Below are 25,337 nucleotides of genomic sequence, written 5' to 3'. Positions count from 1 at the left end.
TCCGTCGTTCCCGGGCTGTCACGTCGACGCACGGGGGCGGGGCGACGAGAGGCGAGGGGCGCGTGTGGCAAGTGTTGTCGTGCCGCCACGCAGTGTGATGACCGGCCGAACGGCTCGGACACGTTGCGCGATGGTCCCCGCGTCGCGCCGGGGTGTCGCGCGCGTCGGCCTACTTTCCGCTCGGGAGACGTGCGCCTGGCAGGGGAAGGCCGGGCGGCGTCTGGGGGAACTGTGCGGAGGGTGGTCGGAGAACCGATGACGGTGCAGCGGGCAGCGGGCTTCCGGAACGGGATCGACGTGCGGGTGCGCCTGCGGCGGGAAGGGACCCGGGCGGACGTCCCGGTCGACGGGGCCTGGTGGCCGCGCAGCCGGGACCTCGCGGCGGAGCTCCCGGAGCTGGTGGCGGCCCTGGCCGGGCTGGGCGTCCGGGTGGAGCGGTTCACCTACCCGTCCACGGCGTGGCAGCCGGTCGAGCGCCGGATCGCGGTGGCCGGGCGGATCGTGCGCACCGGCGCCTTCACCAGCATGGACCCGCAGCTGGTCTCGCTGACCGTCGAGGACGACCGCCGGCTGGACCTGCTGGTGGTGCCGCCGGAGGCCGACGCGCTGACCGGCGTCCGGGCGCTGCGGCTGGCCGGGCTGAAGGAGAGCTCCGGGACGGCGCAGCGGGTGCTCGCCGCCGCCGGCACCCGGCCCGGCCCGGAGGTCGTCCCGCTCACCAGCGTCCGCGCGGGCTGACGAAGGGCCCCTCTGCCCCCCCCCGCCACTCGTAGGCTCGCGGCGGGGGCAGAGGGGCCTGACCGCGGCTCCACCCGGCCCTGGGCGGCTCAACCCCGCCGGCGGGCCCGCAGCACCTCGTCCGCGTGGTGGTGCCCGCCCTCACCGGCAGCCCGCGGACGGGACTCGGCGACCAGCACCTCCCACGCGCGCGGATCCAGGTCCGCGGCGACGTCGGCGGCGGTGGCGAACCGGTCCCCGCCCCACACCGCGGCCCGCTCCTCGTCCCAGGGGTGGCCGACCCACAGCAGCGTGCCGCCCGGGGTCACGCCCGCGGCCAGCCGCGGGACCAGCTCGTGCCGCAGCGCCTCGTGCGGGTGCAGGAAGTGCGCGGTGACCAGGTCGTAGGCCCGCTCCGGCGGCTGCCACGTGCCGACGTCCCCGCGGACCCACTCGACCCGCTCGGTCAGGCCCGCCCCGGCCGCGTGCGCGGCGGCGCGGGCGAGGGCCACTGCCGACCAGTCCAGGCCGGTCACCCGCCAGCCGCGGCCGGCCAGCCAGAGGACGTCGCCACCCTCGCCGCAGCCGACGTCCAGCGCGCGCCCCGGCGGCAGGTCGGCGACCTCGGCCACCAGCGCGGCGTTGGCCCGCCCGCTCCAGAGCGCCGGGGAGTCGCGGTACCGCTGCTCCCAGGACGCCAGGTCGTGGCCGTTCCCCTGTGGCCCGTGCTCCTCCACCGGTCCTCCTTCGGCTCGCATGCCGGCGGTCACCGGGCACCTGCCCCGGCGCCGGCCTCGGTGGAGGATGCCGCCCGGCGGGCCGCCACGGCCAGCCGGGTGTCCTCGGCGATCAGGTCGCCGTTGAGCCCGGCACCGGCCTTCAACCCGGCGGCGGCCGCGCCGATCACCTGCGCCATCAGGTCGGTGACGTTGCCGGCCACCCAGACCCCGGGGACGTCGGTCGAGCCGACCGGCGTCGCGGGGACGGCGCTGCCCGCGACGTGCCCCATCACCTCCATCGGCTCCACCGGCAGGCCGAGTGACTCCAGGACGGCGGAGCGGGCGGTGAACGTGGGGGCGACGACCAGCGCGTCGCGGGGCACCACCTGGCCGGAGGCCAGCCGCACACCGGTCAGCCGGTCGCCGTCGGACTCGACGGCGGTGACCTCGCCGACGACGACCGAGATGCCGCGCGCGGCCAGCTGCTCCCACTCCTCGTCGGTGGGCTCCGCCCGGGCGTGCAGGAAGAGGGTGACGTCGTCGCTCCACTGCCGCCACATCAGCGCCTGGTGCACCGACATCGGGCTGGTCGCCAGGATGCCGATCGCCTGGTCGCGCACCTCCCAGCCGTGGCAGTACGGGCAGTGCAGGACACCGTGCCCCCACTGGTCGCGCAGGCCCGGCACCGCGGGGAGCTCGTCGACCAGGCCGGTGGTCACCAGCAGCCGGCGGCCGAGCACCGACCGCCCGTCGGCCAGCCGCACCTCGAAGCCCCCGTCGACGGGGGCGGCGGAGACCGCGTCGCCGTCCAGGAACCGCCCGCCGTACCCGGCCACCTCGGCCCGCCCGGCGGCCAGCAGCTCCCCGGGCGGGGTGCCGTCCCGGCCCAGGTAGTTGTGCATCTCGGCGGCCGGGGCGTTGCGCGGCGCCCCGCCGTCCACCACCAGCACCGACCGGCGGGCCCGGCCCAGCGCCAGTGCACCGCTCAGGCCGGCGGCGCCGCCGCCCACCACCACCACGTCGTACCGCTCGCCCATGGTCGCGCTCCTCGTCCCCGGGCGGCCGGGTCTCGGCCGCCGTCGGGTCGAGGGTGCGACCGGTGCGGTCGGGCCGACAACCTTCTTTGCCGAACAGCAAAGGGCCCCGTCCGGTGGTCACCGGACGGGGCCCATCTGCGGGATCGGTGCTGCTACTCCCGGGGAGCGCTCGGGCGGCCGGCGCGGATGCTCTCCAGCGGCTCGGTGGTGTTCGGCTCCCGCTCGGCGCGGGCGAGCTCCTCGGCCTCGGCGGCCAGCGCGGCGGCCTGCTCCTCGGCGCGCTCCCGCCGGTACTCGCGGAACGACCAGACCACCGCGGCGGCCCAGGTCAGGTAGACCACCGTGTAGACGGCGTAGCGGACCGGGTCGGCGGCGTCGACCCAGTCGCTGGTGAGCAGGCTCCGGACGTTGGTCGCCACGATCATCCCGCCCACCCCGGCGCCCAGCAGCCGCGGCGGGACGTAGCGCACCAGCCAGGCGGCGATCGGCGCGGCGATCAGACCGCCGGCGAGCAGGCCGAGCACCCAGAACAGGTTGATGCCCTGGCTGCCGAGGGCGAACAGGAAGCCCAGGCTGGCGGCGAGCGACACCAGGAACTCGGAGGTGTCGATCGAGCCGATGGTCTTGCGCGGCTCCAGGCGTCCGCTGGCCAGGATGGCCGGGGTGCTCACCGGCCCCCAGCCGCCGCCGCCGGTGGCGTCGATGAAGCCGGCCGTCAGGCCGAGCGGGGCGAGGAACCGGGTGCGCATCGGCTTGCCCAGCTGGCGCTTGTCGATGCCGCGGAGGGTGAACCGGACCAGCAGGTAGACGCCCAGGCCCAGCAGGATCAGCGACATCGCCGGCGCGGCGATCGCGGTCGAGACGTTCGACAGCACGGTGGCGCCGACGAAGGCGCCGATCGCCCCGGGGACGCCGATCCTCGCGACGACCTTCCAGTCGACGTTGCCGAACTTCCAGTGCGACAGACCCGAGGCCAGGTTGGTGCCGATCTCCGCCAGGTGCACGGTGGCCGAGGCGGCGGCCGGGTTGGTGCCGATGGCCAGGAGCAGGGTGGTCGAGGTGACGCCGTAGCCCATGCCGAGGCTGCCGTCGACGAGCTGCGCGCCGAGGCCGGCGAGGGCGAGCAGGATCAGGGTCTTCACGAGGAGGGTGCTCCGGGGTCGTGGCGCCGGGCGCAGCGGAGCGCGTCAGGCGGGCTGAACGAGGGGCGCCGCGAACGGCGCGGAGGTCAGCGGCCCGGACAGGTTGCGGTGGCGACCCGGAGCAGGTCGACGTGCAGACGGCTCACCAGCAGCTCGCCCGGGAGGGGGGGCGGGAGCAGGGCCGTCGTCGTCACGGGGACATTCCTACCACTTTGGTGCGGATTGCGGGCAACCGGCTCCCACGCAGTGGGATCAGCCGCGCAGGACGTCGTTCCGGACGGTCAGCCAGGCCGCCAGACCGCCGGCCGCCATGAGCCCGGCACAGGCCAGCATGGCCGTGCGGTAGCCCGCGGTGAACCCGGCCGGGTCGGTGTAGTCGTCTCCCGAGAGCCCCACCGCGACCGGCAGCGCCGCCACCGCGAGCAGGTTGGCCGCCCGGGCGACCGCGTTGTTGACCCCGCTGGCCAGCCCGGCCAGCCGGTCGGGTGCGGCGCCGAGCACCGTCGCGGTCAGCGGGGCGACCACCGCGGCCATGCCCAGCCCCAGCAGCAGCTGGCCGGGCAGCACGCCGGTCACCCAGGTGTCGCCGGCGTCCAGCCCGGACAGCCACAGCAGCCCGGCGCCGGCCACCAGCGGGCCGATGCTCATCCACGGCCGCGGGCCGGTGCGCTGCGCGAGCGCCCCGGCCCGGGCCGACAGCAGGGAGATGACCGCGATCGCGGGGATCAGCGCGGCGCCGGCGGCGGTCGCCCCGTAGCCGAGCGAGGTCTGCAGCTGCAGCACCAGGAAGAAGGAGAAGCCACCGAGCGCCGCGTAGACGGCCAGGGTGCTCAGGTTGGCGCCGGAGAACTGGCGGTCGGCGAAGAGGGTCAGCGGCATCATCGGCGCCCGGGCGCGCTTCTCCCGGACGACGAACGCGGCGCCGCAGCCGAGCCCGGCGACGGCCGCCGCCCAGACGTCGGGCCGGCCCGGGGCCTCCCCGGCGGCGATCAGCGCGTGGGTCACCCCGCCCAGGGCCAGCGCCCCCAGCACCGCCCCGAGGACGTCGAACCGGCCGTGCCGCTCGGTGTCCCGGCTCTCCGGCACGTGCCGCAGCCCGGCCAGCGCGACCACCACGGCGACCGGCACGTTGATCCCGAACACCCACCGCCAGGTGAGCGCGTCGACGAGGAACCCGCCCAGGAACGGCCCGACCAGCCCGGCGACCCCGCCCAGGGCCGACCACAGGCCGATCGCCCGGGCCCGGTCACCGGGCCGGAACGAGGACTGGATGATCGCCAGGCTGCCGGGGGTCAGCAACGCACCACCGATGCCCTGCAGCACCCGGGCGGCCACCAGCTGACCGCCGGTCTGGGCCACGCCGCACACCAGCGAGGCCAGCGCGAACCAGACCACCCCGATGAGGAAGACCCGCCGCCGTCCGTACCGGTCGCCCAGTGCGCCGCCGAGCAGCACCAGCGAGGCCAGCGCCAGGGTGCAGCCGGTGACGGTCCACTGCAGCACCGACAGCGAGGCGCCGAACTCGGCGCCGATCGCCGGCAGGGCGACGGTGACCGCGGTGGCGTCCAGCATCGCCATCGCCGAGGCCAGCACGGTGGCCAGCAGCACCCACCGGCCGGCGGCGGTGCCCAGGGCCACCGGGCCGGCGGGTGGTGCTGCCGGCGGGGCCACGTCCGCCGAAGCTAGCCGACGGCGGCTAGCCGACGACAGCGTGGGTGACCACGTACGCCAGCGCCGCCACCCCGGCCGCGGCGGGCAGGGTGACCACCCAGGCCACGACGATGCCGCCGGCCACGCCCCAGCGCACTGCGGAGAACCGCCGGGTCGCGCCGACGCCCATGATCGAGGTGGTGGTGACGTGCGTCGTCGACACCGGGACGGCGAAGACCGTCGCCGTCGTGACCATCACGCTCGAGGCCACGGTCTGCGCGGCGAAGCCGCCGGCCGGGGTGAGCTGGATGATCCGCCGGCCGAGGGTGCGCATGATCCGGAAGCCGCCGGCGTAGGTGCCGGCGCTGATCGCGATCGCCGCGGCGAAGACCACCCACAGCGGCACCTCGAAGGTGTCGATCTCCCCGGCGGTGAGCAGGGCGAGGGTGATGATGCCCATCGTCTTCTGCGCGTCCTGCATGCCGTGGCCCAGCGCCATCGTCGCCGAGCTGACCACCTGGGCGTAGCGGAAGCCGCGGTTCGCCCGGTGCGCGTTGGCGCCGCGGAAGGTCCAGAGGATCGCCAGCATGACCAGGTAGCCCAGCGCGAACCCGACCAGCGGTGAGAGCACCATCGGGATCAGGACGTCCTCCAGCACGCCCCTCCACTGCACCGAGTGGGCGGCCGCCAACGTGGCGCCGACCAGCCCGCCGATCAGCGCGTGCGAGGAGGAGGAGGGCAGCCCGAAGTACCAGGTGGTCAGGTTCCACACGATCGCCCCGACCAGCGCCGCGAAGACCAGTTGCAGGCCCTCGAAGCCCGCGGGTGCCTCGATGATCCCGGCGCCCACGGTCTGCGCGACCTCGGTGGAGATCAGCGCGCCGATCAGGTTCATCACCGCGGCGAGCGCGAGGGCCACCCGCGGGGTGAGCGCCTTGGTGGAGACGGCGACGGCGATCGCGTTGGCCGCGTCGTGGAAGCCGTTGGTGTAGTCGAAGGCCAGGGCGACGACGACGATGACCGCCAGCGCCGGGAAGAGCGGGTCCATGCCGGGGTCAGGACTCCTTGACCGCGATGGTCTCGACCACGTTGGCCACGTGCTCGAAGGCGTCGGCGGCCTCCTCGAGCTGGTCGGCGACCTCCTTGAGCTTGAGGATCTCCAGCGCGTCGAACTCGCCGGAGTACAGCCGGGACAGCAGCCGGCGGTACAGCTTGTCCGCCTCGTTCTCCAGCCGGTTGACCTCGATCCAGTAGTCGGCGAGGTCCTTCATCGAGCGCAGCCGGGGCATCGACTCGGCGGTCACCGCCGCGCAGCGCTGCAGCAGGGCGACCTGCTGGCCCATCTCCGCCGGCAGCGTGCCGAGCTTGGTGAGCACCACCAGGTCGGCGGCGGCCTCGATCGCGTCCATCACGTCGTCCAGGTCGCTGGCCAGGTTGTAGATGTCCTCCCGGTCGAACGGGGTGACGAAGCTGGAGTTGACCTGCCGGAAGATCGCGTGGGTGGCCTGGTCGCCGGCGTGCTCCAGGTCCCGCAGCCGCTCGGCCAGCTCCTCCCGGCGGGCGTGCTCGTGCACGAACTCGCTGAGCACGTCCGTGGCGGTGACCAGGTTCTCGGCCGACGCGGTGAACATGGCGTAGAAGCTCGAGTCGCGGGGGGTGAGGCGGAAGGCCACGCGGTGCTCCGGGGATGAAGGGGAGTGGTGGCCGCTGCCCGCTCGGGCGGGCGGCCGCAGGGGAGCATAGGTCCGCCGCCGTTCACCCAGCGTTCACCGTCAGTCCATCGGGTACGTCGGGGTGCTCTGCGCCACAGCGGGAACCGGCGGGCGTCCCCGCACGACTGACCTCCCGTGCAGCACGCCGGCCGGGGGAGGACCCGAACGTGAACCGGGTCGTCCCCGCCCTCCTGCTGCTGGCGGGGCTCCTCGTCGCCGGGCTCGGGCTCGACGTGCTCACCGCCCGCCCGGCCGCGGCGCACGCCACCGTCGTCAGCACCACCCCCGCCGACGGCGCCCGGCTGGACACCGTCCCGGACGAGGTGACCGTCGAGTTCGACGAGCCGGTGTCGCTGGGGGCGGGCTACGCGCGGGTGTTCGGCGCCGACGGCGAGCGGGTCGACTCCGGCGCGGCGGAGGTCCGCGACGACACCCTCACCGTGCCGCTGCGCGACGGCCTGCCCGAGAGCGGCTACCTGGTCACCTACCGGGTGGTCTCGGCCGACGCCCACCCGGTGTCCGGGGCCTTCACCTTCGCGGTGGGCGACGGCGAGCTGCTCGCCGTCGACGCCGTGGCCGACGACGGCGACGTCCACCCGGTGGTCGCCGCCGCGCTCCCGGCCGCCCGCTGGCTGGGCTACCTCGGCCTGGCGCTGGGCCTGGGCATCCCGCTGGCGCTCGCGGTCTGCTGGCCGGGCGGCTGGGCGGTGCCGCTGCTGCGCCGGCTGGCCCTGGCCGGCCTGGGCGCCGTGGCCGTCGGCGCGCTGCTCGGGGTGCTGCTGCAGGGGCCGTACGCGGCCGGCAGCGGACCCGGCTCGCTGCTCGACCCGGATCTGCTGGGCGCCACCCTCGGCACGGCGCACGGGCTGACCCTGGTGCTCCGGCTGCTGCTGGCCGCGGCGCTGGCCGCGCTGCTCGCGGTCGGCTGGCGCGCCGGCCGACCGCCGGCCCCGGGGCTGCTGATCGGCTCGGCGGTCCCGGCCGCCGCCCTGGTGCTGGCGACGGCCGCCGTCGGGCACCCGGTGGCCGGTCCGCTGCCCTGGCTGGCCGTGCCGGTGGCGGCGGTGCACGCGGCGGCGATGGCCGGCTGGCTGGGTGGGCTGGCCGCGCTGTTCGCCGGTGGGCTCCGCCTGCGGGCGGGCGCCGCGGACCGGGTGGGGGAGCTCGCGCTCGCGCTGCCCCGGTGGTCCCGGCTCGCCGCGGGGCTGATCGCGGCGCTGGTGGTCACCGGCGTCCTGCAGTCGGTGCGCGAGGTCGGCTCGCCGTCCGGGCTGGTCGGCACCCGCTACGGGTGGCTGCTCCTGGCCAAGCTCGTGCTCGTGCTCGGGGTGCTGGGCGCCGCCCTGGTCAGCCGCGACTGGGTGCACCAGCGGCTGGGGGAGCGACGGCGGGCCCGGGTGCCCGCGGGGGGTCCCGGGGAGCACCTCGGGGTGCTGCGGCGCTCGGTGCTGGTCGAGCTCGCCGGCGCCGTCGTCGTCCTCGCGCTGTCGGCGGTGCTGGTCGGCACGCCGCCCGCGCGGGCCGCGGTCGCCGACCCGGTGGAGGTCACGCTGCCCCTGCAGTCGGCCGGCGGAGCGGACGGCACGGTGCAGGTCACCCTGGCCCCGGCGTCGCCCGGGCCGGCCACGCTGCACCTCTACCTCTTCGACGACGACGGCCGGCTCATCCAGCCGCAGGAGATCACCGTCACGCTCACCGAGCAGCAGCAGGAGATCGGCCCGCTCGACGTCGAGCTGGCCGGCGCCGGGCCCGGCCACTACGTCGCCGACCCGGCCCTGCCGACCGCCGGCACGTGGACCCTCGCCGTCACCGTCCGGCTCGACGAGTTCACCGCCCGCACCGCCAGCACCACCTTCCCGGTGCGCTGACCAGCCCCCGATCGAGGAGAACCCGCATGTCCCCGTCCCGTTCCGTGCGCCGGCTCGGCGTCGTCGTCCCGGTCGCCCTGGCCACGCTGCTCACCGTCGGGGTGGGCGCCGCCTCCGCGCACGTCACCGTCTCCAGCCCCGACGCCGAGCCCGGTGGCTACGGCAAGCTGACCTTCCGGGTGCCCAACGAGAGCGACACCGCGAGCACGGTGGGGCTGCGCATCCAGGTGCCGCCGGAGGCGCCGCTGGCCTCGCTGCGGGCGCAGCCGGTGCCGGGCTGGACGATCACGTTCACCCGCAGCGAGATCGACCCGCCGGTGGAGGTGCACGGCACGGAGGTCGACGAGGCGGTCTCGGTGGTGGAGTTCCGCGCCGTGGACGGCGCCGGCATCGAGCCCGGTCAGTTCCAGGAGTTCGCCCTCTCCGGCGGGCCGTTCCCCGACGCGGAGCAGCTGGCCTTCAACGCGGTGCAGACCTACAGCGACGGCAGCGAGGCGGCGTGGATCGAGCCCACCGTCACGGGCCAGCCCGAGCCCGAGCGCCCGGCGCCGGTGCTGACGCTGTCCGAGGGGGCGGCCGACGGCGCCTCCGGGCCGGCGGCCACCCCGGACGAGGTGACCGCCGCGGACGACGGCAACGGGCTCGCCGTCACCGCGCTGGTGCTCGGCGTCCTCGGCGTGCTCACCGGTGTCGGCGGTCTCGCGCTCGGTCTGGCCGCGCGCCGACGTACCGTGTCCTCGTGAGCTCCCGGACCCTCCCTCCCCGGTTCCGTCCCGCCCTGGCGGGGGTGCTGTCGGCGGCCGGCCTGCTGCTGGCCGGCTGCGGCGGCGACGCGACCGCGGACGGCTCCGGCGCGGCCGGCGGCCACGACCACGCGGCCGGGGTGGAGCCCCCGGCGGTCGTCGAGGGTGGCGACACGGGGCCCTACTCCGGCATCCACCTGAAGGACCCGTACCAGAAGCCGTCGTTCACCCTGACCGACAGCGCCGGGCAGCCCTACGACTTCGCCGCGGCCACCGCCGAGGGGCCCACGCTGCTGTTCTTCGGCTTCACCAACTGCCCGGACATCTGCCCGACCACGATGGCCGACGTCCGGCTGGCGCTGGGCGACGTCGATCCCGCGGTGGCGGAGCGCACGAACGTCGTCTTCGTGACCACCGACCCGGCCCGGGACACCCCCGAGGTGCTGGGGGCGTACCTGGACCAGTTCGACGCCGAGCTGCCCACCGAGTTCGTCGGGCTGACCGGCGACCAGGCGCAGATCGACCAGGCCCAACTGGCCGCCGGGGTGCCCCTCGCGCAGAACGGCGGCGAGGCGCACTCGGCGCTGCTGCTGCTCTACGGCACCGACGGTGAGGCCGACGTCGCCTTCGACGCGGGCAACACCAGCCGCGACATCGCCCACGACCTGGCCCTCGTCGCGGCCGAGTGAGCGGCACGACCGGATGAGCGCGTCGGCGTCGCGCCCCTGGGGTGCCCGGCTGGGCGTCGTCCTGCTGGCGGCGCTGGCGGTGGTGGTCGGGGCCCTCGCCGGGCCGGCGCTCGCGCACGTCGGCGGGGGAGCCGCCGGCAGCGACTTCGACGGGCGGGTCACCTCGGTGAGCCCGCCGCTGCCCGGGCTGAGCGTCCGGGTGCTCGACTTCGGCGACACCCTCGAGGTGGTCAACGAGACCGGCACCGAGGTCGCCGTGCCGGGGTACAACGACGAGCCGTACCTGCGGATCGGGCCGGACGGCGTCTGGCGCAACGCGCTGAGCCCGGCCAGCTACCTCAACCTGGACCGCTACGGCCGCGCGCCGGTGCCCGACGACGTCGACGTCACCGCGCCGCCGCGCTGGGAGCAGGTCTCCACCGAGCCGCAGTACGTCTGGCACGACCACCGCACGCACTGGATGAGCGAGGGGCTGCTGCCCCCGGCGGTCGCCGCCGATCCCACCCGCACGCACACGGTGGCCGAGTGGACCGTGCCGATGGCCGTCGGTGGCACGCCGGTGGTGGTCGCCGGCGAGCTCACCTGGAGCCCGCCGCCGCCGGCCTGGCTGGTCTGGCCGGTCTACGGGCTGCTGCTGGCGGCCACGGTGCTGGCCGGCTGGCGGGCGGGCACCCCGCGCCCGCTGGCGGTCGCGCTGGGCGCCGGCGGGCTGGCGGCGCTGGTCCACGCGCTGGCCACCCCGGATCCGCCGGTGACGGTCGCCTCCTACCCGGGCGCGTTGGTCTCCGCGCTGCTGCCGGCGCTGCTGGCGGTGCTGGTCGCGGCGATCGGCATCCGGGCCGCGCTGCGCGGCCGCGGGGTGCTCACCGGGCTGATGGCGGTGGTGGGCGGGTGGTTGCTGCTGGTGCAGGGCGTGCCCGACGTCGACGTGCTGTGGACCGCGCACACGGTCACCCGGGGGCCGGAGCTGCTGGGCCGGGCCGCGGTCGCCGTCCTGGTCGTCGTCGGGCTCGGCCTGGTGATCGGCGGTGCGCTGGCCGCCCGCCGGTTCCGCGACGACGTCCGGGGGCGCCCGGCGGCCGACACCCCGGTGCCCGCACCGGTCGGCGGCTGACGCCTCGCCGTGCGCCGGGTCGACGTGTCGACACGTCGACATGTCGGCCCGTTCCTGACCGTCGTGGAGCAGTCACGCGGCGTGTCTTGATGAACACGCCGTCAGACAAATTACAAAGCTGCAACTCGATGTTTCGATGACTGCCGAACCGCTCCGGCGCGCAGGCGCCGCCATCGAACTGAGGGGCACTGCGCATGGCTTCGAGGCACGTCGGCAGCGTCGTCGAGGGAACCCGACGGACGGTTGCCGAGGTCGTCGCCGAGGTCTCGCCGAACACCGCCGAACGCGCCGCCGTCCGCCCGTCCGCGGTGCAGCGCCGGCGGCCCGGCGCGCTGCTGGCGGCGCTCGCCATCGGTGGGCTGGTCGCCTTCCTGGGCAGTCACGCCCTGCCGACGGCGGTGGCCGAGCCGGTCGAGGTCGCCGCGATGCTGGCCGCCGACTCGTCGCTGATCGACGAGGAGGCGGCGCTGATGCCGCAGTCGTCGATCAGCGAGGCCGAGGCCCGCGTCCGGCTCGCCGAGGTGGCCGCCAACCGCGCCGAGCGCCAGGCCCGCCAGGAGGAGGAGGCGGCGGCCGCCGCGGCCGCCGCGGAGGCCGCCCGCCCCAAGGCCGTCTCCCCGCTGGGGACCTACCGGTTGACCAGCTGCTTCTGCCAGCGCTGGGGCACCATGCACTGGGGCATCGACCTCGCCGCCCCGATGCTCACCCCGGAGTACTCGGTGGAGGACGGCGTCGTGCTGCGGGCCGGCGCGGCCAGCGGCTACGGGCTGGCGGTGTACATCCTCGGGGAGAGCGGTGACGTGACCGTCTACGGCCACATGGAGAAGATCCAGGTGCGCGCCGGCGACGTCGTCGAGGCCGGTGACCAGATCGCGCTGCTGGGCAACCGCGGGCAGTCGACCGGGCCGCACCTGCACTTCGAGGTGCACTCCGGCGGGCTGGAGGGCAAGCGGGTCGACCCCGTCAAGTGGCTGGCCGCCCGCGGCGTCGAGCTGTAGCCGCCGCTCAGGCGACGGGTCCCGCCCGTGACCGAGACCGTCAGAGGTCGCGGGTGGCGGCGGTGACGAGCGTCGGCAGCACGAGAGCGACGTGGAAGGGCAGCAGCAGGGCGCCCATGAGCACGTTGTCGCCCGGTGCCGGCCAGTCCGCGAACAGCCAGACGGCGGCGACGAACAGCTCGGCGGTCAGCAGGCCGAAGCCGACCCAGTAGGCGCGGGCGTAGGCCTCGCCGCGCAGCTGCCACTGCCGCTCGTCCAGCGCCTCGGCCGGGAGCTCCTCCACCCCACGGGTGCTGGCCTTGAGGGCGCCGAGGAGCAGGACGAAGGCGATCACCACGACCGCCATGCCGACGACGAAGACCACCGGAGCGCGTTCGGCGATGAGGACGAGGCCGGCCTCCGCGACCAGCAGCCCGCTGAGGACGGCGACCAGCCGGCGGCGCGTGCGCGGGGTGCGGAGTGACTCGAACTGCGGGTCGTCGAGGCGGGCGGCGCGACGCTGGGTGCGGGTGGGGGTGCTCATCGGGACTCCTGGGTGCCGTAGACCTGCTCGGACAGGGTGCGGAACGGGGTGAGGGAGAAGACCGCCTCCATCGGGAGGCCGAAGACCGCGGCCAGCCGCAGCGCGAGGGTGGCGCTGGGGCTGTACTCGCCGCGCTCGAGGTAGCCGATGGTCTGGTAGTGCACGCCGACCGCGTCGGCCAGCTCCTGGCGGGACATCCCGCGCTCCGTGCGCAAGACGGTCAGCCGGTTGTACAGCTGAGGTTCCTCGGAGCGTTTGCGCGGTGGCATGTAGCAAACTTACTACAGAGCGCGGTTCGCACGCTATCCCAGATCCACGTCCCGCTCTGGCCGGTGGATGCTGCGGGTCCGGGTGGAGATGGTTCCCTGGCGGGGCGCTGGGAGACTGCACCTCCGTCGGGTGAGCGTGCCCGGCCCCCGCTGAGCCGACCGTCCAGGAGGAGATCACCCCGATGGCCCAGCACGAGGACACCCCGGCCGACCGGTTGCTCGAGGTCGCGGCCCGGATCGCCGACCACCTGCTGGACGTGCAGCGGCAGGTCAACCGGCGGATCGACGCGATGCACGCCGAACTGCTCCCCGGTGTCCGCGAACAGCTCGGACTGCCGGACCCCGACGTCGTCGACCTGTCCGGCCTGGTCAACACCCGGATCGCCGGCCTGAGCATCGTCGTCACCCCGGAGGCCGTCGCCTCGGTGGTGCCGCTCCCGGAGCCGGCCATCGCCACCACGCGGGCCGGGCGCGCGGCGATGGCCGAGATCGTGAGCGGCCGGAGCGGGCGCCTGGCGGTGATCGCGGGACCGTGCTCGATCCACGACCCCGTCGCCACGCTGGAGTACGCCGACTTCCTCCGCCGGATGCGGGCCCGCTTCGGGGCCGACCTGGAGATCGTGATGCGCACGTACACGGAGAAGCCGAGGACGGAGGTGGACTGGAAGGGCTTCGCCTACGACCCGTACCTCGACGGCTCCAACCGGATCAGCGTCGGGCTCGTGGCCACCCGGATGCTCATGGCCCGCATCACCGCGACGGGGGTGCCGGTGGCGGCCGAGCCGCTGAACGCCCTCACCCCCCAGTACGTCGACGGCCTGGTGACCTACAACGGCGTGGGCGCGCGCAACGTCACCGACCAGACCGCCCGCGAGCGGGTGTCCGGGTTCTCCGCCGTCGTCGGGTTCAAGAACTCCCCGGAGGGGAGCATCGACGCCGCCATCTCCGCCGTCATCGCCGCCCGGGCGCCGCACGAGTTCCTGGGCGTCGACCGCCACGGCATCTCCGCCCAGCTGTCGACCACGGGCAACGAGACCGGGCACGTGATCCTGCGCGGTGACAAGGACGGCCCGAACTACTCCGCCGCCCACATCGCCCGCACCCGTGAGCGGCTCCGTGCGCGCGGGCTGCCGGAGGTGCTCGTGGTCGACGCCTCGCACGGGAACAGCCAGAAGGACCACCTGCGCCAGATCGACGTCGTGCGCGACCTGGCCGGCCAGATCGCGGGCGGGGAGACGGCGATCCGCGGGGTGATGCTGGAGAGCAACCTCGTCGCGGGGCGGCAGGACCTCGACCAGCGGCGTCCCGACGCGCTGGAGCACGGCAAGAGCGTCACGGATGCCTGCGTGGACCTGGCGACCACGGAGACCCTGCTCGACGAACTGGCCGGCGCGGCCCGGGAACGGCGCGAGCGCGGCGGTACGGCCGGCTGAGGGCCTGGCGCGACGACGGCGGCGCGTGCGCGGGACCGCCGCGAACGGCGCGGTGCCATGATCCCGCTCGTGAGCCGGGCGTCCGAGGACTCCAATCGGCGGATGCTGCGGGCCCGGGACGCGATGGACCGCGCCTACGCCGAACCGCTCGACGTCCCGACCCTCGCCCGGATCGCCCACGTGTCGGAGGCGCACTTCATCCGCACCTTCAAGGCCACCTTCGGCGAGACGCCGCACCGGTACCTGCAGCGGCGGCGGGTGGAGCGGGCGATGGTGCTGCTGCGCAACAGCGAGGAGACCGTCACCGACATCTGCATGGCCGTGGGGTTCGCCAGCCTGGGCACGTTCAGCCGGGTGTTCGCCGAGATCGTCGGCGAGCCGCCGAGTGTGTACCGGCGGCGCGGCCCGCTGGCGCCGGTGCCCAGCTGCTTCGGCATGCGGTGGCTCCGGCCCAGCACGGACAGCGCAGTTTCGGAGAAGCCCGGGCACGACGCCCGCCCCTAGCGTCCTGACCATGCTGAACTCGATCACGATCACCTCCCTCTACGTCCTCGACCAGGACGAGGCGCTGGACTTCTACGTCGGCACGCTCGGCTTCGAGGTGCAGACCGACATGCAGTTCGGGCCGATGCGCTTCCTCACCGTGGCGCTGCCCACCGACCCCGGCCACGCGGTGCTGCTCGAGCTCGCGGCGCCGCCGTCGGTGAGCCCGGAGATCGCCGGCCAGGTGCGCGACCTGGTCACCAAGGGCGCCGGCGGCGGACACCTGTTCTTCGGCACCGACGACGCGCGCAAGACCCACGCCGAGCTCAAGGAGCGCGGCGTCGAGCTGCCGGAGGAGCCGATCGTGCAGCCCTACGGCATCGACTTCGGCTTCCGCGACCCGTTCGGCAACTCCGTCCGCGTCGCCCAGCTGACCCCGCCGCCGTCCTGACCCCCGAGTGGGGCAGAAATGGCCATTACTCCCCCACTCGAGCTCCCCCGTCAGGACGGCGTCAAGGTCGCCACCCCCCGCCGTCAAGGACCCGTCAAGACCCACGTCAGCACTCCCGAGCGCTCCTAGCGTCGCCGCCCGGACGTGGACGACGACCGGTCGTCCGCCCGGATCGGGATGAAGGTGCTCTGGACGTGACCGACGTGGTCTACGTGCTGCTCACGCTGGCGGTCTTCGGGCTGCTGCTCCTCGCTCGACCAGCGCTTCGGCGCAGGGAGCTGACGACACGGCACCCGGTGGGGGACCCCTCCGCCGGGTGCCGTTCACCGCGATGTAGAGTTCTCCACGGCTCGGACGCACCAGACCGGGTCGGCAAGGGGCTGTGGCGCAGCTGGTAGCGCACCACACTGGCAGTGTGGGGGTCAGGGGTTCGAGTCCCCTCAGCTCCACCCCGTTGATCAGGCCGTTCTCCCGCTGGGAGAGCGGCCTGATTTTCTTTGGTGCCAGCGTGGTGGCCACTGCAGCACATCCGGTGCCAGGTCAGTCCCACAGGGCCTCCCCATCCGGGCGGCCGGGTCCTTGTCGAGGGCGGGCATCACGTCGCTGTAGGTGTCGGTCGTGGTGCGCAGTTGCGAGGGCGGGCCCTAGCGTTCGGGGTAGCAGTGCCTGCCGACACCACAGCGAGGATTCCCATGGACCATTCGGTCAGCAGCATGCGCAGAGCTCCCGAGGGATACGCCTGGACCCGCTTCGGTCAGCCGGAGTACACCGACTGGCTGGACGAGAGCTTGTCGTGGAAGCAGACCTGCTACATCGGGGACTGGTCGTTCCTCTGGCAGCACCGTTTCACCGGGCCGGACGTCCTCGCCATGCTGAGCGAGATCACGGTCAACAGCTTCGCGAAGTTCGACATCGGCCAGTCGAAGCACGCGATCCACACCAACGGGAACGGCAAGGTCATCCACGAGGGCGTCCTCACCCGGTTCGGGCCCGAGGAGTTCATGCTGCACGGGCGCGGAGGGTTCTGGGCCAGTCACCACCTGGCCTCCACCAGCTACGACGTGCAGGTGGAGAAGGACGACTGGTTCATCCTGCAGGTGTCCGGGCCGCAGTCGGTCAATGTGCTGGACAAGATCGCCGGCTCTGGGTTGCGCGACACCGGCTTCATGTACGTCAGCACCATCACCGTCGCCGGCCACGAGGTCCACGCCCTCCGCCAGGGCATGGCGGGCGAGATCGGCTTCGAGCTCCAGGGGCCGGTCGCGCACAAGCAGGAGGTGTACGACGCCATCCTCGAGGCCGGGCAGGAGTTCGGGATCCGCAAGCTGGGCGGCCGGACGGCGCCGATCAATCATCTGGAGGCGTGCTTCCCGACCATCGCGACGGACTACATCCCGGCGATCTTCGAGCCGGAGACCGCGGACTACCTCGAGGTGTTCACCGCGTCGATGCCGGCGTTCGCCCAGCCGGCGTACATCGCAGGCTCCTACGACGGGCGCGACATCTCCGAGTACTACCGCAGCCCCGTCGAGCTCGGCTGGGGCCGCAACATCGCGTTCGACCACGACTTCCTCGGTCGGGAGGCGCTCGAGGAGGAGAAGGCCAACCCCCGTCGCACGATCCGCAGCCTGGTGTGGAACGCCGAGGACGTGCTCGACGTGCAGGCGTCACTGTTCCGGCCCGGGGAGAACTACCCGTTCATGGACATGCCGCGTGACCAGCGCGGGTTCATGTGGGCGGACAGGGTCACGCGGGACGGCGAGCTCGTCGGGGTGGCGACCTCCCGCGGCTACAGCTACTACTTCCGGGAGATGCTCTCGCTCTGCACTCTCGACGTCGCCCACGCCGAGATCGGGACGTCGGTGACGGTCCACTGGGGCAATCCCGGAGGCCCGCAGAAGGAGATCCGGGCGACCGTCGGCCCCGCGCCCTACAAGACCGACCGCAGACGAGAAGACCTGCACACCGCCTGAACCTTGCTGTGAAGAGGCGGGCTCCGGTCGGAAGTAGATGAGGTCATGTGGATGCGGACAGCAGGTATTGACCTTGCTGCGGAGCCTGCTGGTACTGCGATCGTGCAGGTGGTCTGGCAGCCGGGCGGTGCGGCCGTAGTTGATCGGGTGCATCTTCGCGCCGATGACGCGGCCATCGTCGGTGCTGTTGCTGAGGCGGACAGGGCGGCGATGGACTGCCCGTTCGGCTGGCCTGAGCCGTTCGTCGAGTTCGTGAATGAGCACCGGTCGGGGCACGTGTCGATACCTACGGGAGATGCGGGCTTGGTCTGGCGCCGAAGGTTGTCGCGCCGGGAGACAGATTTGAGGTGCGAGCAGACCACCGGTGTCCACCCCTTGTCGGTTTCGGCTGACCGGATTGCGGCCGTGGCCATGCGGGGCGCGGGCGTGTTGAGTCGGCTGTCCGACGAGGGCCCGGATGTGAGCCGGGACGGGTCGGGACTGGTGATCGAGACATATCCGGCTGCTGCGCTGCGGTCCTGGGGGCTGCCTCACAAGTCGTACAAGGGTCTGGCGAAGCGTGATGCGTTGCGGGCATCGGTGGAGGCGCTTGTCGCCGCGGCACCCAAGCTGGACCTCGGGGTGGCGCGAGAGGCCATCAGGGACTCGGACGACGTCTTCGACGCCTTGATCTGCGCGTTGATCGCTCGCGCGCGCGTTCTAGGGCTCGTGTCCTTACCTCCAGCGGGCAGCGAGACACGGGCTGGTCGCGAGGGCTGGATGTGTCTACCTGAGCAGCCGCTGATGAAGCTGTTCGTGTAATCGGCCGCTGGTGGGCCTGGCCACGAAGGACTGACTAGCGCCTAACGGCACGGCAAGAGCTGTGATTCAGCTTCGGCCATTTGCTGCATATACAGCTACCTGATGTCGGCGTGAGGGTGACGGCCGGCCGGCGCCTAGCAACCACCGACCAGGCGACGTCGCGATGGGGGCCAGCGGCAGGTCGCCGACCTGCAGGAGGCTGGCCGACATCGACCACAAGGTCGAGATCTGCCTCGTGCACCTCGAGGCCGGCACCGCCGACACGCTCTGGCTCGACGGGCCGCAGTGGAGCCCGCCCCCGACCGCTGATCGAGTCCGACTGACCACGCCGGTGACGCCAGTCCATGCGAGGGGCCGGGTACTGCGATCTCCGTAGTCGGAGCCTGCGCCTGCACGACGACGGGACCCCTGCCAGGACGAAACGCTCCTCGGGACAACCACGACAACTGGGGTGTTCCGACATGGCAGGTCTGCTCGATCGTCTTGGCCGCTTCTCCTTCCGCCGGCGGTGGTCGGTCGCTGTGCTCTGGCTGCTCGTCCTCGCCGGGGCGGTGACGGCCGCCGTCACGTCCGAGGGCCCGGTGAACACCCGGGCGACCATCCCGGGCATCGAGTCGCAGGACGCGTTCGACCTCCTCGCCGAGCGCTTCCCGGACACGCCCACGGACAGCGCATCGGCGACCCTCGTCTTCGTCGCTCCCGACGGCGGTTCGCTGGACGCGCCGGCGAACCGGGCGGCCGTCGAGGCCGCGCTGGCCACCGTCGCCGACAGCCCCCAGGTGTCCCGGGTCGTGCCGCCCTCGGCGGGCACCAGCATCAGCGCCGACGGCTCGACCGGCTTCGCGTCGGTGACGTTCGAGGTGCCGTCGGCGGAGGTCACCGACGAGTCGCGCGCCCTGCTGGAGGAGGCGGTCGAGCAGGCGCGGGACGACGGGCTGACCGCGGAGATGCGCGGCTCGGCGCTCAAGAGCCCCACCAGCATGAGCGCCACCGAGCTCATCGGGGTCGCGATCGCGGCCGTCGTCCTGCTGATGACCTTCGGGTCGCTGGTGGCCGCGGGGCTGCCGCTGCTCACGGCGATCATCGGGGTGGCCATCTCGTTCCTCGGCGTCTGGGCCCTCGCCGGCCCGCTGGGGATGGCGATCACCAGCGGGATGCTCGCGCTCATGCTGGGGCTCGCGGTCGGCATCGACTACGCGATGTTCGTCGTCTCCCGGTACCAGGAGGAACGGCTCACGCACGACGACGCCGAGACGGCGGCCGGTCGCGCCGTCGGCACTGCGGGCTCGGCGGTCGTCTTCGCCGGGACGACGGTGGTGATCGCGCTCGCCGGGCTGGTCGTGGTCGGGATCCCGTCGCTGATGAAGATGGGGCTGGCCGCGGCGGGCGCCGTCGTCGTGGCCGTCCTCGTCGCGCTGACCCTGGTCCCGGCGCTGCTGGGCATGTTCCCGAACCGGGCTCGCTCGCGGTCGCAGCGGCGCGGGGCCCGCACGAACCCCCGCGTGCCGGTGGCCCGGACCTGGATGCGGCTGGTGCAGCGTCGTCCGCTGCTGGTCACGGTGGCCGGGATCGCGGTGCTCGCCGCCGTCGCCATCCCGGCGCTGTCGTTGCAGCTGGGCACCCCCGGCGACGCCTCGCTGCCGACCACGGCCACCGAGCGCCGGGCCTACGACCTGCGGGCCGAGGCGTTCGGGCCCGGCTCCAACGGCCCGCTGACGGTGGTGGTCGACGCCCGCGGTGCGAGCGACCCGGAGACCGCGGTGCCGGCCGTCGCGGACGACCTCGCAGCGATCGACGGCGTGGCCTCCGTGTCGACCCCGACCTTCAACGAGCAGGGGGACACCGCCGTCCTCACCGCCGTCCCCACCACCGGGCCGACCGACGAGCGCACCGAGGCGCTGGTGGAGTCGCTGCGCGACGCCCGCCCGGCCGTGGAACGCGACCAGGGCGTCAGCTACGAGATCACCGGGACGACGGCGCTCGACATCGACATGGCGCAGAAGACCCAGTCGGCCCTGGTGCCCTACGTCGCGCTCGTCGTCGGTCTCGCGGTGCTGCTCCTGCTGGTGGTCTTCCGCTCGATATGGGTGCCCATCAAGGCCGCGGTCGGCTTCCTGCTGTCACTGTTCGCCTCGATCGGGGTGATCGTGGCGGTCTTCCAGTGGGGCTGGGCAGGTGATCTGCTCGGTGTCGAGCAGACTGGCCCGGTCATGAGCCTGATGCCGATCCTGCTGGTGGGGATCGTGTTCGGGCTGGCCATGGACTACGAGGTGTTCCTGGTGTCGCGGATGCGTGAGGCGCACGTGCACGGCGTGCCGGCCCGGCAGGCCATCGTCACCGGGTTCGGGCAGAGCTCGAAGGTCGTGGTCGCCGCCGCGGTGATCATGGTCGCGGTGTTCGGCGGGTTCGCGGCGGCCTCCGAACCGCTGATCAAGATGGTCGGTCTCGGGCTCGCCGCGGCGGTGTTCTTCGACGCGTTCGTCGTCCGGCTGACGCTGGTGCCCGCCGTCCTGCAGCTCCTCGGTGAGCGGGCCTGGTGGCTGCCGCGCCGGCTCGACCGGCTGCTGCCGAACGTCGACGTGGAGGGTGCGTCGCTGCCGGCCGCGCCGGCTCGGACGCCGGACCTGGCGCTGAGCAGCCGCTGATGAGCACCAGGCCGGGGGCGCGGGACGCGGCGGCCGCGCTCGTCGCGTTCCTCTTCGCCGCCCTGGGTACCAGCATCGACACCGAAGGCATCGTCGGGCCGGCCGTGCTCGTCCCCGGCGTGCTGCTCAGCCTGGTGGCCAGCGTCGCCCTGTTCACCGCGGCCCGGTGGCCGCGCGCCGCGACGGCCGTGGCGATCTGCTGCGAGACCGGCGCCTGCGCGCTCGGCTACCTGCCGACGCCGTTGCTGCTGGCCCCGCTGATCGGCTGCCTCTACTGGCTCGCGGTCGTCGGGTCCGTGCGCGCCGTCGCGTGGTGGACCGGGTCCGCGGTGGCCGCGGTGATCCTGGGCAGCTTGACGGACACCCCCACCGGGGGCTCGCTGGTGCTGCGCACCGTCGGCGTCGCCCTGTGGCTGCTGCCGGCGGTGTTCGCCGGCCGGACGGCCCAGGCCCACCGCTCCTACCTCGAGGTGGTCCGGGCCCGCGCCGAGGACGCCGAGCGCAGCCGGGACGACGAGATCCGGCACCGGGTGGGCGAGGAACGCCTGCGCATCGCGCGGGAGCTGCACGACGTCGTCGCCCACCACCTCACCGTGGCCCACGCCCAGGCCGGCACCGCCGAGCACCTGCTGGACCGGCGTCCCGAGCAAGCTCGGGAGCTGGTGGCCGGGCTCAGCGCCTCCACATCGGCGGCGCTCCAGGAGCTCAAGGCCACCGTGGCGGTGCTGCGCACCACCGATGACGACCCCCCGGCCGACACCGTGCCGGCACCGGGGCTCGACCAGCTCGACGAGCTGGTCGAGCCCTGCCGGGCAGCCGGCATCGAGGTCACCGTGCTCCGCGAGGGACCCCTGGACTGCCTGCCCCGGCTGGTCGACGTCACCGCCTACCGCGTCGTCCAGGAGGCCCTGACCAACGTCACCAAGCACGCCGTCGACCCGTCCGTGACGATCACCGTGCGCCGCACCGAGGACACCTTCTGCGTCCACGTCGAGAACACCGGCGCCCGGCCCGGTCCGGTGGGATCGGGCTACGGGCTGATCGGGATGCGCGAGCGCGCGCTCGCGCTGGACGGGACGGTGCAGGCCGGCCCGGTCGGGTCCGATCGGTACGCCGTGACCTTCACCGTCCCGCTGACGCCCTGGGAGGGACCCCGATGATCCGGGTGCTGCTGGCGGACGACCAGGCGCTGCTGCGCTCGACGTTCCGCATGCTGATCGACTCCGAGGACGACCTGACGGTCGTCGCCGAGGCCGCGAACGGCGCGGAGGCGGTCGAGCTCGCCCATCAGCACCGTCCCGACCTGGTGCTGATGGACATCCGGATGCCGGTCCTGGACGGGCTGGCCGCCACCCGGCAGATCTGCGCAGCCACCGACCTGGCGGGCACGCGGGTGCTGATCCTGACCACCTTCGAGTCCGACGAGCACGTGGCGCACGCGCTCCGCGCGGGGGCGAGCGGATTTCTGGGCAAGGACGTCACGCCGGCCGAACTGCTCGCCGGGATCCGGACGGTCGTGGACGGCGAGGCCCTGCTCTCACCGGTCGCCACCCGGGTGCTGGTGAACCGCTTCCTCGCCAGTCCGGACGGCATCGGCGACCTGCCGCGCGGACTGCTCCCGACGTTGACCGACCGCGAGCGCGAGATCACCGGGCTGGCCGCGCACGGCCTGTCCAACCAGGAGATCGCCGACCGGCTGGTCGTGAGCCCGCTGACCGTGCGCACCCACGTGCACCGGGCATGACGAAACTGGGCGCCCGCGACCGGGCCCAGCTGGTCGTCATCGCCTACCAGGAGGGGCTGGTCCGAGCGCCCTGACGGTCGTCGTGGGCAGGGGCGAGCCCGGTCGGCCGTCTCAGTCCCCGATGGGGCACTGCAGGTTGATCGGGTTGCCGTCCGGGTCGCTCACGTGGGCCACCCGCATGCCCCACGCCATGTCGGTCGGCCCGCCGGTGACCGAGCCACCGTGCGAGCGCACGGAGTCCAGCAGCGCGTCGACGTCGTCGACGCCGATCCCCAGCAGGGTCCGGTTGCCGGCGGGCGGCTCGGCCTCCCGGACGAGCCCCAGCACCGAGTCGCCGATGCGCAGGCTCAGGAAGAACGGTGGGTCGCCGTCGTCCTCCGGTGGGGTCCGCTCGACCACCTGGGCGCCCAGTGCTCCGACGTAGAAGTCCCTCAGGCGCTCCGGGTCGGCGGTGAGCAGCATGGGCAGGATCGTGGGCACGGGTCTCCTCCTGGTGGGTCGTCTCGCAGCACTGACTCCGGGAGGAGGGGGAAGTCATCGGCCCGGTCGTCAGCGGGAGTTGAGCCGGGCCGCCTGGCGCGTCAGGTGGTCGCGCTCGGCGGCGTTGGGTGCCTTCGCGGCGGCTTCGGCATACAGCCGCGCCGCCGTCGTCCGGTCGCCGTCCTGCTCGTGCAGGTGCGCCTGGACGGCGGCGAAGCGGGGGACCGAGGCGTCCACCGAGGCGAGCGCGGCCAGGCCGGCGCGCGGACCGTCCGCCTCGCCGACGGCGACCGCGCGATTGAGCCGCACCACCGGGCTGCCGGTCAGCCGGACCAGCTCGTCGTACCACTCCACGATCTGCACCCAGTCGGTCTCCGCGGCCGACCGTGCGTCGGCGTGCAGCGCCGCGATCGCGGCCTGGGCCTGGTACTCGCCCAGCCGGTCCCGGGCCAGGGCGGTCTGCAGGACGGCGACGCCCTCGCTGATCAGCGTGGTGTCCCACCGGTCGCGGTCCTGCTCGGCGAGGGGCACGAGGCTGCCGTCGGGCGAGGTCCGCGCGGCACGCCGGGCGTGGTGCAGCAGCATCAGGGCGAGCAGCCCCGCCACCTCCGGGTGGTCGACGGCGGCTGCGAGCTGCCGGGTGAGCCGGATCGCCTCCGCCGCGAGGTCTAAGTCCCCGGAGTAGCCCTCGTTGAACACCAGGTACAGGACGCGCAGCACGGTGGCGACGTCGCCAGGGGAGTCGAACCGGACGCCGGAGACGGTGCGTTTCGCCCGGCTGATCCGCTGCGCCATCGTCGCCTCGGGCACCAGGTACGCCGCCGCGATCTGCCGGGTGGTCAGCCCGCCCACGGCGCGCAGCGTGAGCGCGACCGCCGACGCGGGTGTCAACGACGGGTGGGCGCACAGGAAGTACAGCTGCAGCGTGTCGTCCGCCTCGGGCACGGGGCCGGACGGCGGCTCGTCGGCGACGGTCTCCTCCCGGCGGCGGCGGGTGGCCTCCGCCCGGGTCGCGTCGAGGAACTTGCGCCAGGCCACCGTGACCAGCCAGCCCCTCGGGTCCCGCGGCGGGGCGGCCGGCCAGCTGCGGACCGCCTCGACCAGCGCCTCCTGGACGGCGTCCTCGGCCGCCGCGAAGTCGGCTCCGCGACGGACGAGGACGCCGAGCACGCCCGGCACCAGGCTCCGCACCAGGACGTCGTCCACCGGTGGGGTCACTCCGTGATGGTGGGTGGCGCGCCCAGGAACGGGCGCAGCTCCAGCCACTCGCGGATCGGCCGACCACCCGGGCCGGGGGCCGCCGAGAGCTCCCCGGCCAGCTCGACGGCGCGCTCGTGGCTGTCGACGTCGATCACCATCCACCCGGCGATGAGGTCCTTGGTCTCGGCGAACGGCCCGTCGGTGACCGGCGGGCGGCCCTCGCCGTCGTACCGGACCCAGGTGCCCTCGGGGGCGAGCGCCTGCCCGTCGACGAACTCGCCGGTCCCGGTCAGCTTCGCCGCGAAGTCGTTCATGTACTGGATGTGGGCCGAGACCTCGTCCGGCGTCCACTGGTCCATCGGCGCGCAGTCGAGCGACTTCGACGTGCTCCGGTAGTGCTTGAGCATCAGGTACTTGGCCATCGCAGCTCTCCTCGGTGCTGGTGCGGCCCATCGTGGCCGCGGACACCCCAGGGACGGAACCGGTCGCGGCTTCTCGACATCGACGGGTGGCTCGGTCGCGACGCGCGCCGGGACCGCCTGGGACGAGTTGCTCGAGGGCGGTGGGTCACCGTGGTCGAACGGGGCTGTCAAGGCCCAGGCGACATCTGTGGACAGGGCGCTGACCTGCGGTTTCATGTTGTCCAGTAGTTCCCGGAGCGGTACTATTCGTACAGACGTTCGAAGCGGCGGGAGGTGCTCGGTGAGCGAGTTGACGTCGGCACTGGACGCCCTGGCCGCCGAGGAGCTGCACGGGTTGTCCGACGGCGAGGTGCTGGCCCGGACGGCACTGCTGGTGGCTGCGCGGAACCGGTTGGACGCCGAGCTGACCCGCACGGTGCGGCATGCGGAGAGCACGCAGGCGTGTGAGCGGGATGCGCTGAAGAGCATGCGGTCGTGGTTGATCGGGCACGTGCGGGTGGCGCCGGCCGAGGCGTCGCGGATCG

26 protein-coding genes, 1 tRNA gene and 1 pseudogene are annotated in these 25,337 nt (G+C 73.7%); 16 read left to right on the top strand and 12 right to left on the bottom strand.

The annotated features are described in order from the left end of the window. Nucleotides 1-255 precede the first annotated feature (255 nt). A complete protein-coding gene (locus tag ACI79U_RS05700) occupies nt 256-738 on the top strand; it encodes a DUF5994 family protein (RefSeq protein WP_457066216.1) in 483 nt (160 codons plus the stop codon). Nucleotides 739-827: 89 nt separating this feature from the next. Here ACI79U_RS05700 and ACI79U_RS05695 read toward each other — a convergent pair whose 3' ends face one another. The 7 genes from ACI79U_RS05695 to ACI79U_RS05665 form a co-directional block, all read right to left on the bottom strand. After that, the gene (locus ACI79U_RS05695; protein ID WP_457066218.1) at nt 828-1,454 is read right to left on the bottom strand and encodes a class I SAM-dependent methyltransferase; all 627 of its coding nucleotides are present in this window, start codon (nt 1,452-1,454) and stop codon (nt 828-830) included. 29 nt (nt 1,455-1,483) lie between these two features. Continuing rightward, nucleotides 1,484-2,473, bottom strand: a complete 990-nt coding sequence (locus ACI79U_RS05690) for an NAD(P)/FAD-dependent oxidoreductase (protein WP_457066220.1) — start codon at nt 2,471-2,473, stop codon at nt 1,484-1,486. 152 nt (nt 2,474-2,625) lie between these two features. Further along, nucleotides 2,626-3,615 (bottom strand): sulfite exporter TauE/SafE family protein, encoded by a 990-nt coding sequence (locus ACI79U_RS05685; RefSeq protein WP_457066222.1) that lies wholly within the window; start codon nt 3,613-3,615, stop codon nt 2,626-2,628. An 86-nt stretch (nt 3,616-3,701) separates the two neighbouring features. Beyond that, on the bottom strand, nt 3,702-3,809 hold the full coding sequence (locus tag ACI79U_RS05680; RefSeq protein ID WP_457066224.1) for a putative leader peptide: 108 nt from the start codon (nt 3,807-3,809) through the stop codon (nt 3,702-3,704). 58 nt (nt 3,810-3,867) lie between these two features. Continuing rightward, nucleotides 3,868-5,286, bottom strand: a complete 1,419-nt coding sequence (locus ACI79U_RS05675; RefSeq protein WP_457066226.1) for an MFS transporter — start codon at nt 5,284-5,286, stop codon at nt 3,868-3,870. Nucleotides 5,287-5,311: 25 nt separating this feature from the next. Next, nucleotides 5,312-6,313 carry an anion permease gene (locus ACI79U_RS05670; protein WP_457066228.1) on the bottom strand — a complete coding sequence of 334 codons (1,002 nt, stop codon included), beginning with the start codon at nt 6,311-6,313 and terminating at the stop codon, nt 5,312-5,314. 7 nt (nt 6,314-6,320) lie between these two features. Beyond that, nucleotides 6,321-6,938 (bottom strand): DUF47 domain-containing protein, encoded by a 618-nt coding sequence (locus ACI79U_RS05665; RefSeq protein ID WP_457066230.1) that lies wholly within the window; start codon nt 6,936-6,938, stop codon nt 6,321-6,323. 206 nt (nt 6,939-7,144) lie between these two features. On the opposite strand from ACI79U_RS05665, the gene ACI79U_RS05660 reads away from it, so the two are divergent. The 5 genes from ACI79U_RS05660 (at nt 7,145) to ACI79U_RS05640 (ending at nt 12,389) form a co-directional block, all read left to right on the top strand. Next, the gene (locus ACI79U_RS05660) at nt 7,145-8,845 is read left to right on the top strand and encodes a copper resistance CopC/CopD family protein (RefSeq protein WP_457066232.1); all 1,701 of its coding nucleotides are present in this window, start codon (nt 7,145-7,147) and stop codon (nt 8,843-8,845) included. A 26-nt stretch (nt 8,846-8,871) separates the two neighbouring features. After that, nucleotides 8,872-9,588 carry a YcnI family copper-binding membrane protein gene (locus ACI79U_RS05655; protein ID WP_457066234.1) on the top strand — a complete coding sequence of 239 codons (717 nt, stop codon included), beginning with the start codon at nt 8,872-8,874 and terminating at the stop codon, nt 9,586-9,588. Then, complete coding sequence (locus ACI79U_RS05650; RefSeq protein WP_457066236.1) at nt 9,585-10,277, top strand: SCO family protein; 693 nt, start codon at nt 9,585-9,587, stop codon at nt 10,275-10,277. The genes ACI79U_RS05655 and ACI79U_RS05650 overlap by 4 nt, the downstream gene beginning before the upstream one ends. A 13-nt stretch (nt 10,278-10,290) precedes the next feature. Next, the gene (locus ACI79U_RS05645; protein ID WP_457066238.1) at nt 10,291-11,391 is read left to right on the top strand and encodes a hypothetical protein; all 1,101 of its coding nucleotides are present in this window, start codon (nt 10,291-10,293) and stop codon (nt 11,389-11,391) included. A gap of 194 nt (nt 11,392-11,585) precedes the next feature. Further along, on the top strand, nt 11,586-12,389 hold the full coding sequence (locus ACI79U_RS05640; RefSeq protein WP_457066240.1) for a M23 family metallopeptidase: 804 nt from the start codon (nt 11,586-11,588) through the stop codon (nt 12,387-12,389). 40 nt (nt 12,390-12,429) lie between these two features. Here ACI79U_RS05640 and ACI79U_RS05635 read toward each other — a convergent pair whose 3' ends face one another. Together ACI79U_RS05635 and ACI79U_RS05630 are read right to left on the bottom strand one after the other, a co-directional pair. Continuing rightward, nucleotides 12,430-12,912: a hypothetical protein gene (locus tag ACI79U_RS05635; RefSeq protein ID WP_457066242.1), complete on the bottom strand. Its 483-nt coding sequence runs from the start codon at nt 12,910-12,912 to the stop codon at nt 12,430-12,432. After that, on the bottom strand, nt 12,909-13,181 hold the full coding sequence (locus tag ACI79U_RS05630) for a helix-turn-helix transcriptional regulator (RefSeq protein WP_457066244.1): 273 nt from the start codon (nt 13,179-13,181) through the stop codon (nt 12,909-12,911). The genes ACI79U_RS05635 and ACI79U_RS05630 overlap by 4 nt, the downstream gene beginning before the upstream one ends. A gap of 182 nt (nt 13,182-13,363) precedes the next feature. On the opposite strand from ACI79U_RS05630, the gene ACI79U_RS05625 reads away from it, so the two are divergent. From ACI79U_RS05625 to ACI79U_RS05585, 9 genes are all read left to right on the top strand, one after another. Then, a complete protein-coding gene (locus ACI79U_RS05625) occupies nt 13,364-14,614 on the top strand; it encodes a 3-deoxy-7-phosphoheptulonate synthase (protein ID WP_457066246.1) in 1,251 nt (416 codons plus the stop codon). 69 nt (nt 14,615-14,683) lie between these two features. Next, nucleotides 14,684-15,118 (top strand): helix-turn-helix domain-containing protein, encoded by a 435-nt coding sequence (locus ACI79U_RS05620; RefSeq protein ID WP_457066249.1) that lies wholly within the window; start codon nt 14,684-14,686, stop codon nt 15,116-15,118. Nucleotides 15,119-15,128: 10 nt separating this feature from the next. Beyond that, nucleotides 15,129-15,548, top strand: coding sequence for a VOC family protein (locus ACI79U_RS05615; RefSeq protein ID WP_457066251.1), 420 nt, complete (start codon nt 15,129-15,131; stop codon nt 15,546-15,548). 376 nt (nt 15,549-15,924) lie between these two features. Beyond that, nucleotides 15,925-15,997 (top strand) — tRNA-Ala (locus ACI79U_RS05610). A gap of 243 nt (nt 15,998-16,240) precedes the next feature. After that, nucleotides 16,241-17,521, top strand: coding sequence for a hypothetical protein (locus ACI79U_RS05605; RefSeq protein ID WP_457066253.1), 1,281 nt, complete (start codon nt 16,241-16,243; stop codon nt 17,519-17,521). Between the two features lie 45 nt (nt 17,522-17,566). Continuing rightward, the gene (locus ACI79U_RS05600; protein ID WP_457072783.1) at nt 17,567-18,322 is read left to right on the top strand and encodes a DUF429 domain-containing protein; all 756 of its coding nucleotides are present in this window, start codon (nt 17,567-17,569) and stop codon (nt 18,320-18,322) included. Nucleotides 18,323-18,783: 461 nt separating this feature from the next. Beyond that, nucleotides 18,784-20,967 (top strand): MMPL family transporter, encoded by a 2,184-nt coding sequence (locus ACI79U_RS05595; RefSeq protein WP_457066257.1) that lies wholly within the window; start codon nt 18,784-18,786, stop codon nt 20,965-20,967. Further along, nucleotides 20,967-22,127, top strand: a complete 1,161-nt coding sequence (locus ACI79U_RS05590) for a sensor histidine kinase (protein WP_457072782.1) — start codon at nt 20,967-20,969, stop codon at nt 22,125-22,127. Before ACI79U_RS05595 ends, ACI79U_RS05590 begins: the two co-directional genes overlap by 1 nt. Beyond that, nucleotides 22,124-22,711 (top strand): response regulator transcription factor, encoded by a 588-nt coding sequence (locus ACI79U_RS05585; protein ID WP_457072379.1) that lies wholly within the window; start codon nt 22,124-22,126, stop codon nt 22,709-22,711. Before ACI79U_RS05590 ends, ACI79U_RS05585 begins: the two co-directional genes overlap by 4 nt. A gap of 111 nt (nt 22,712-22,822) precedes the next feature. On the opposite strand, the gene ACI79U_RS05580 is transcribed toward ACI79U_RS05585, so the two are convergent. The 3 genes from ACI79U_RS05580 to ACI79U_RS05570 all read right to left on the bottom strand — a co-directional run bounded on the left by ACI79U_RS05580 (nt 22,823) and on the right by ACI79U_RS05570 (nt 24,813). Then, complete coding sequence (locus ACI79U_RS05580; RefSeq protein WP_457072381.1) at nt 22,823-23,191, bottom strand: VOC family protein; 369 nt, start codon at nt 23,189-23,191, stop codon at nt 22,823-22,825. A gap of 69 nt (nt 23,192-23,260) precedes the next feature. Next, nucleotides 23,261-24,409, bottom strand: coding sequence for an RNA polymerase sigma factor (locus ACI79U_RS05575; protein WP_457072383.1), 1,149 nt, complete (start codon nt 24,407-24,409; stop codon nt 23,261-23,263). Further along, nucleotides 24,406-24,813, bottom strand: a complete 408-nt coding sequence (locus tag ACI79U_RS05570) for a YciI family protein (protein ID WP_457072385.1) — start codon at nt 24,811-24,813, stop codon at nt 24,406-24,408. The genes ACI79U_RS05575 and ACI79U_RS05570 overlap by 4 nt, the downstream gene beginning before the upstream one ends. A 280-nt stretch (nt 24,814-25,093) precedes the next feature. Between ACI79U_RS05570 and ACI79U_RS05565 the strand changes: the two are divergent. Next, nucleotides 25,094-25,337, top strand: a pseudogene (locus ACI79U_RS05565) (endonuclease); the annotation flags it as partial.

Source organism: Modestobacter sp. SYSU DS0904, assembly GCF_054051115.1.
This window is presented reverse-complemented; position numbering and strand designations above follow the sequence as displayed.

What these genes read in the sequence shown, in the direction of transcription:
- ACI79U_RS05635 (WP_457066242.1), bottom strand. Translation starts at nt 12,912, where the DNA reads ATGAGCACCCCCACCCGCACCCAGCGTCGCGCCGCCCGCCTCGACGAC.
- ACI79U_RS05630 (WP_457066244.1), bottom strand. Translation starts at nt 13,181, where the DNA reads ATGCCACCGCGCAAACGCTCCGAGGAACCTCAGCTGTACAACCGGCTG.
- ACI79U_RS05585 (WP_457072379.1), top strand. Translation starts at nt 22,124, where the DNA reads ATGATCCGGGTGCTGCTGGCGGACGACCAGGCGCTGCTGCGCTCGACG.
- ACI79U_RS05570 (WP_457072385.1), bottom strand. Translation starts at nt 24,813, where the DNA reads ATGGCCAAGTACCTGATGCTCAAGCACTACCGGAGCACGTCGAAGTCG.
- ACI79U_RS05645 (WP_457066238.1), top strand. Translation starts at nt 10,291, where the DNA reads ATGAGCGCGTCGGCGTCGCGCCCCTGGGGTGCCCGGCTGGGCGTCGTC.
- ACI79U_RS05655 (WP_457066234.1), top strand. Translation starts at nt 8,872, where the DNA reads ATGTCCCCGTCCCGTTCCGTGCGCCGGCTCGGCGTCGTCGTCCCGGTC.
- ACI79U_RS05615 (WP_457066251.1), top strand. Translation starts at nt 15,129, where the DNA reads ATGCTGAACTCGATCACGATCACCTCCCTCTACGTCCTCGACCAGGAC.
- ACI79U_RS05700 (WP_457066216.1), top strand. Translation starts at nt 256, where the DNA reads ATGACGGTGCAGCGGGCAGCGGGCTTCCGGAACGGGATCGACGTGCGG.
- ACI79U_RS05670 (WP_457066228.1), bottom strand. Translation starts at nt 6,313, where the DNA reads ATGGACCCGCTCTTCCCGGCGCTGGCGGTCATCGTCGTCGTCGCCCTG.
- ACI79U_RS05640 (WP_457066240.1), top strand. Translation starts at nt 11,586, where the DNA reads ATGGCTTCGAGGCACGTCGGCAGCGTCGTCGAGGGAACCCGACGGACG.
- ACI79U_RS05625 (WP_457066246.1), top strand. Translation starts at nt 13,364, where the DNA reads ATGGCCCAGCACGAGGACACCCCGGCCGACCGGTTGCTCGAGGTCGCG.
- ACI79U_RS05600 (WP_457072783.1), top strand. Translation starts at nt 17,567, where the DNA reads ATGTGGATGCGGACAGCAGGTATTGACCTTGCTGCGGAGCCTGCTGGT.
- ACI79U_RS05690 (WP_457066220.1), bottom strand. Translation starts at nt 2,473, where the DNA reads ATGGGCGAGCGGTACGACGTGGTGGTGGTGGGCGGCGGCGCCGCCGGC.
- ACI79U_RS05590 (WP_457072782.1), top strand. Translation starts at nt 20,967, where the DNA reads ATGAGCACCAGGCCGGGGGCGCGGGACGCGGCGGCCGCGCTCGTCGCG.
- ACI79U_RS05605 (WP_457066253.1), top strand. Translation starts at nt 16,241, where the DNA reads ATGGACCATTCGGTCAGCAGCATGCGCAGAGCTCCCGAGGGATACGCC.
- ACI79U_RS05595 (WP_457066257.1), top strand. Translation starts at nt 18,784, where the DNA reads ATGGCAGGTCTGCTCGATCGTCTTGGCCGCTTCTCCTTCCGCCGGCGG.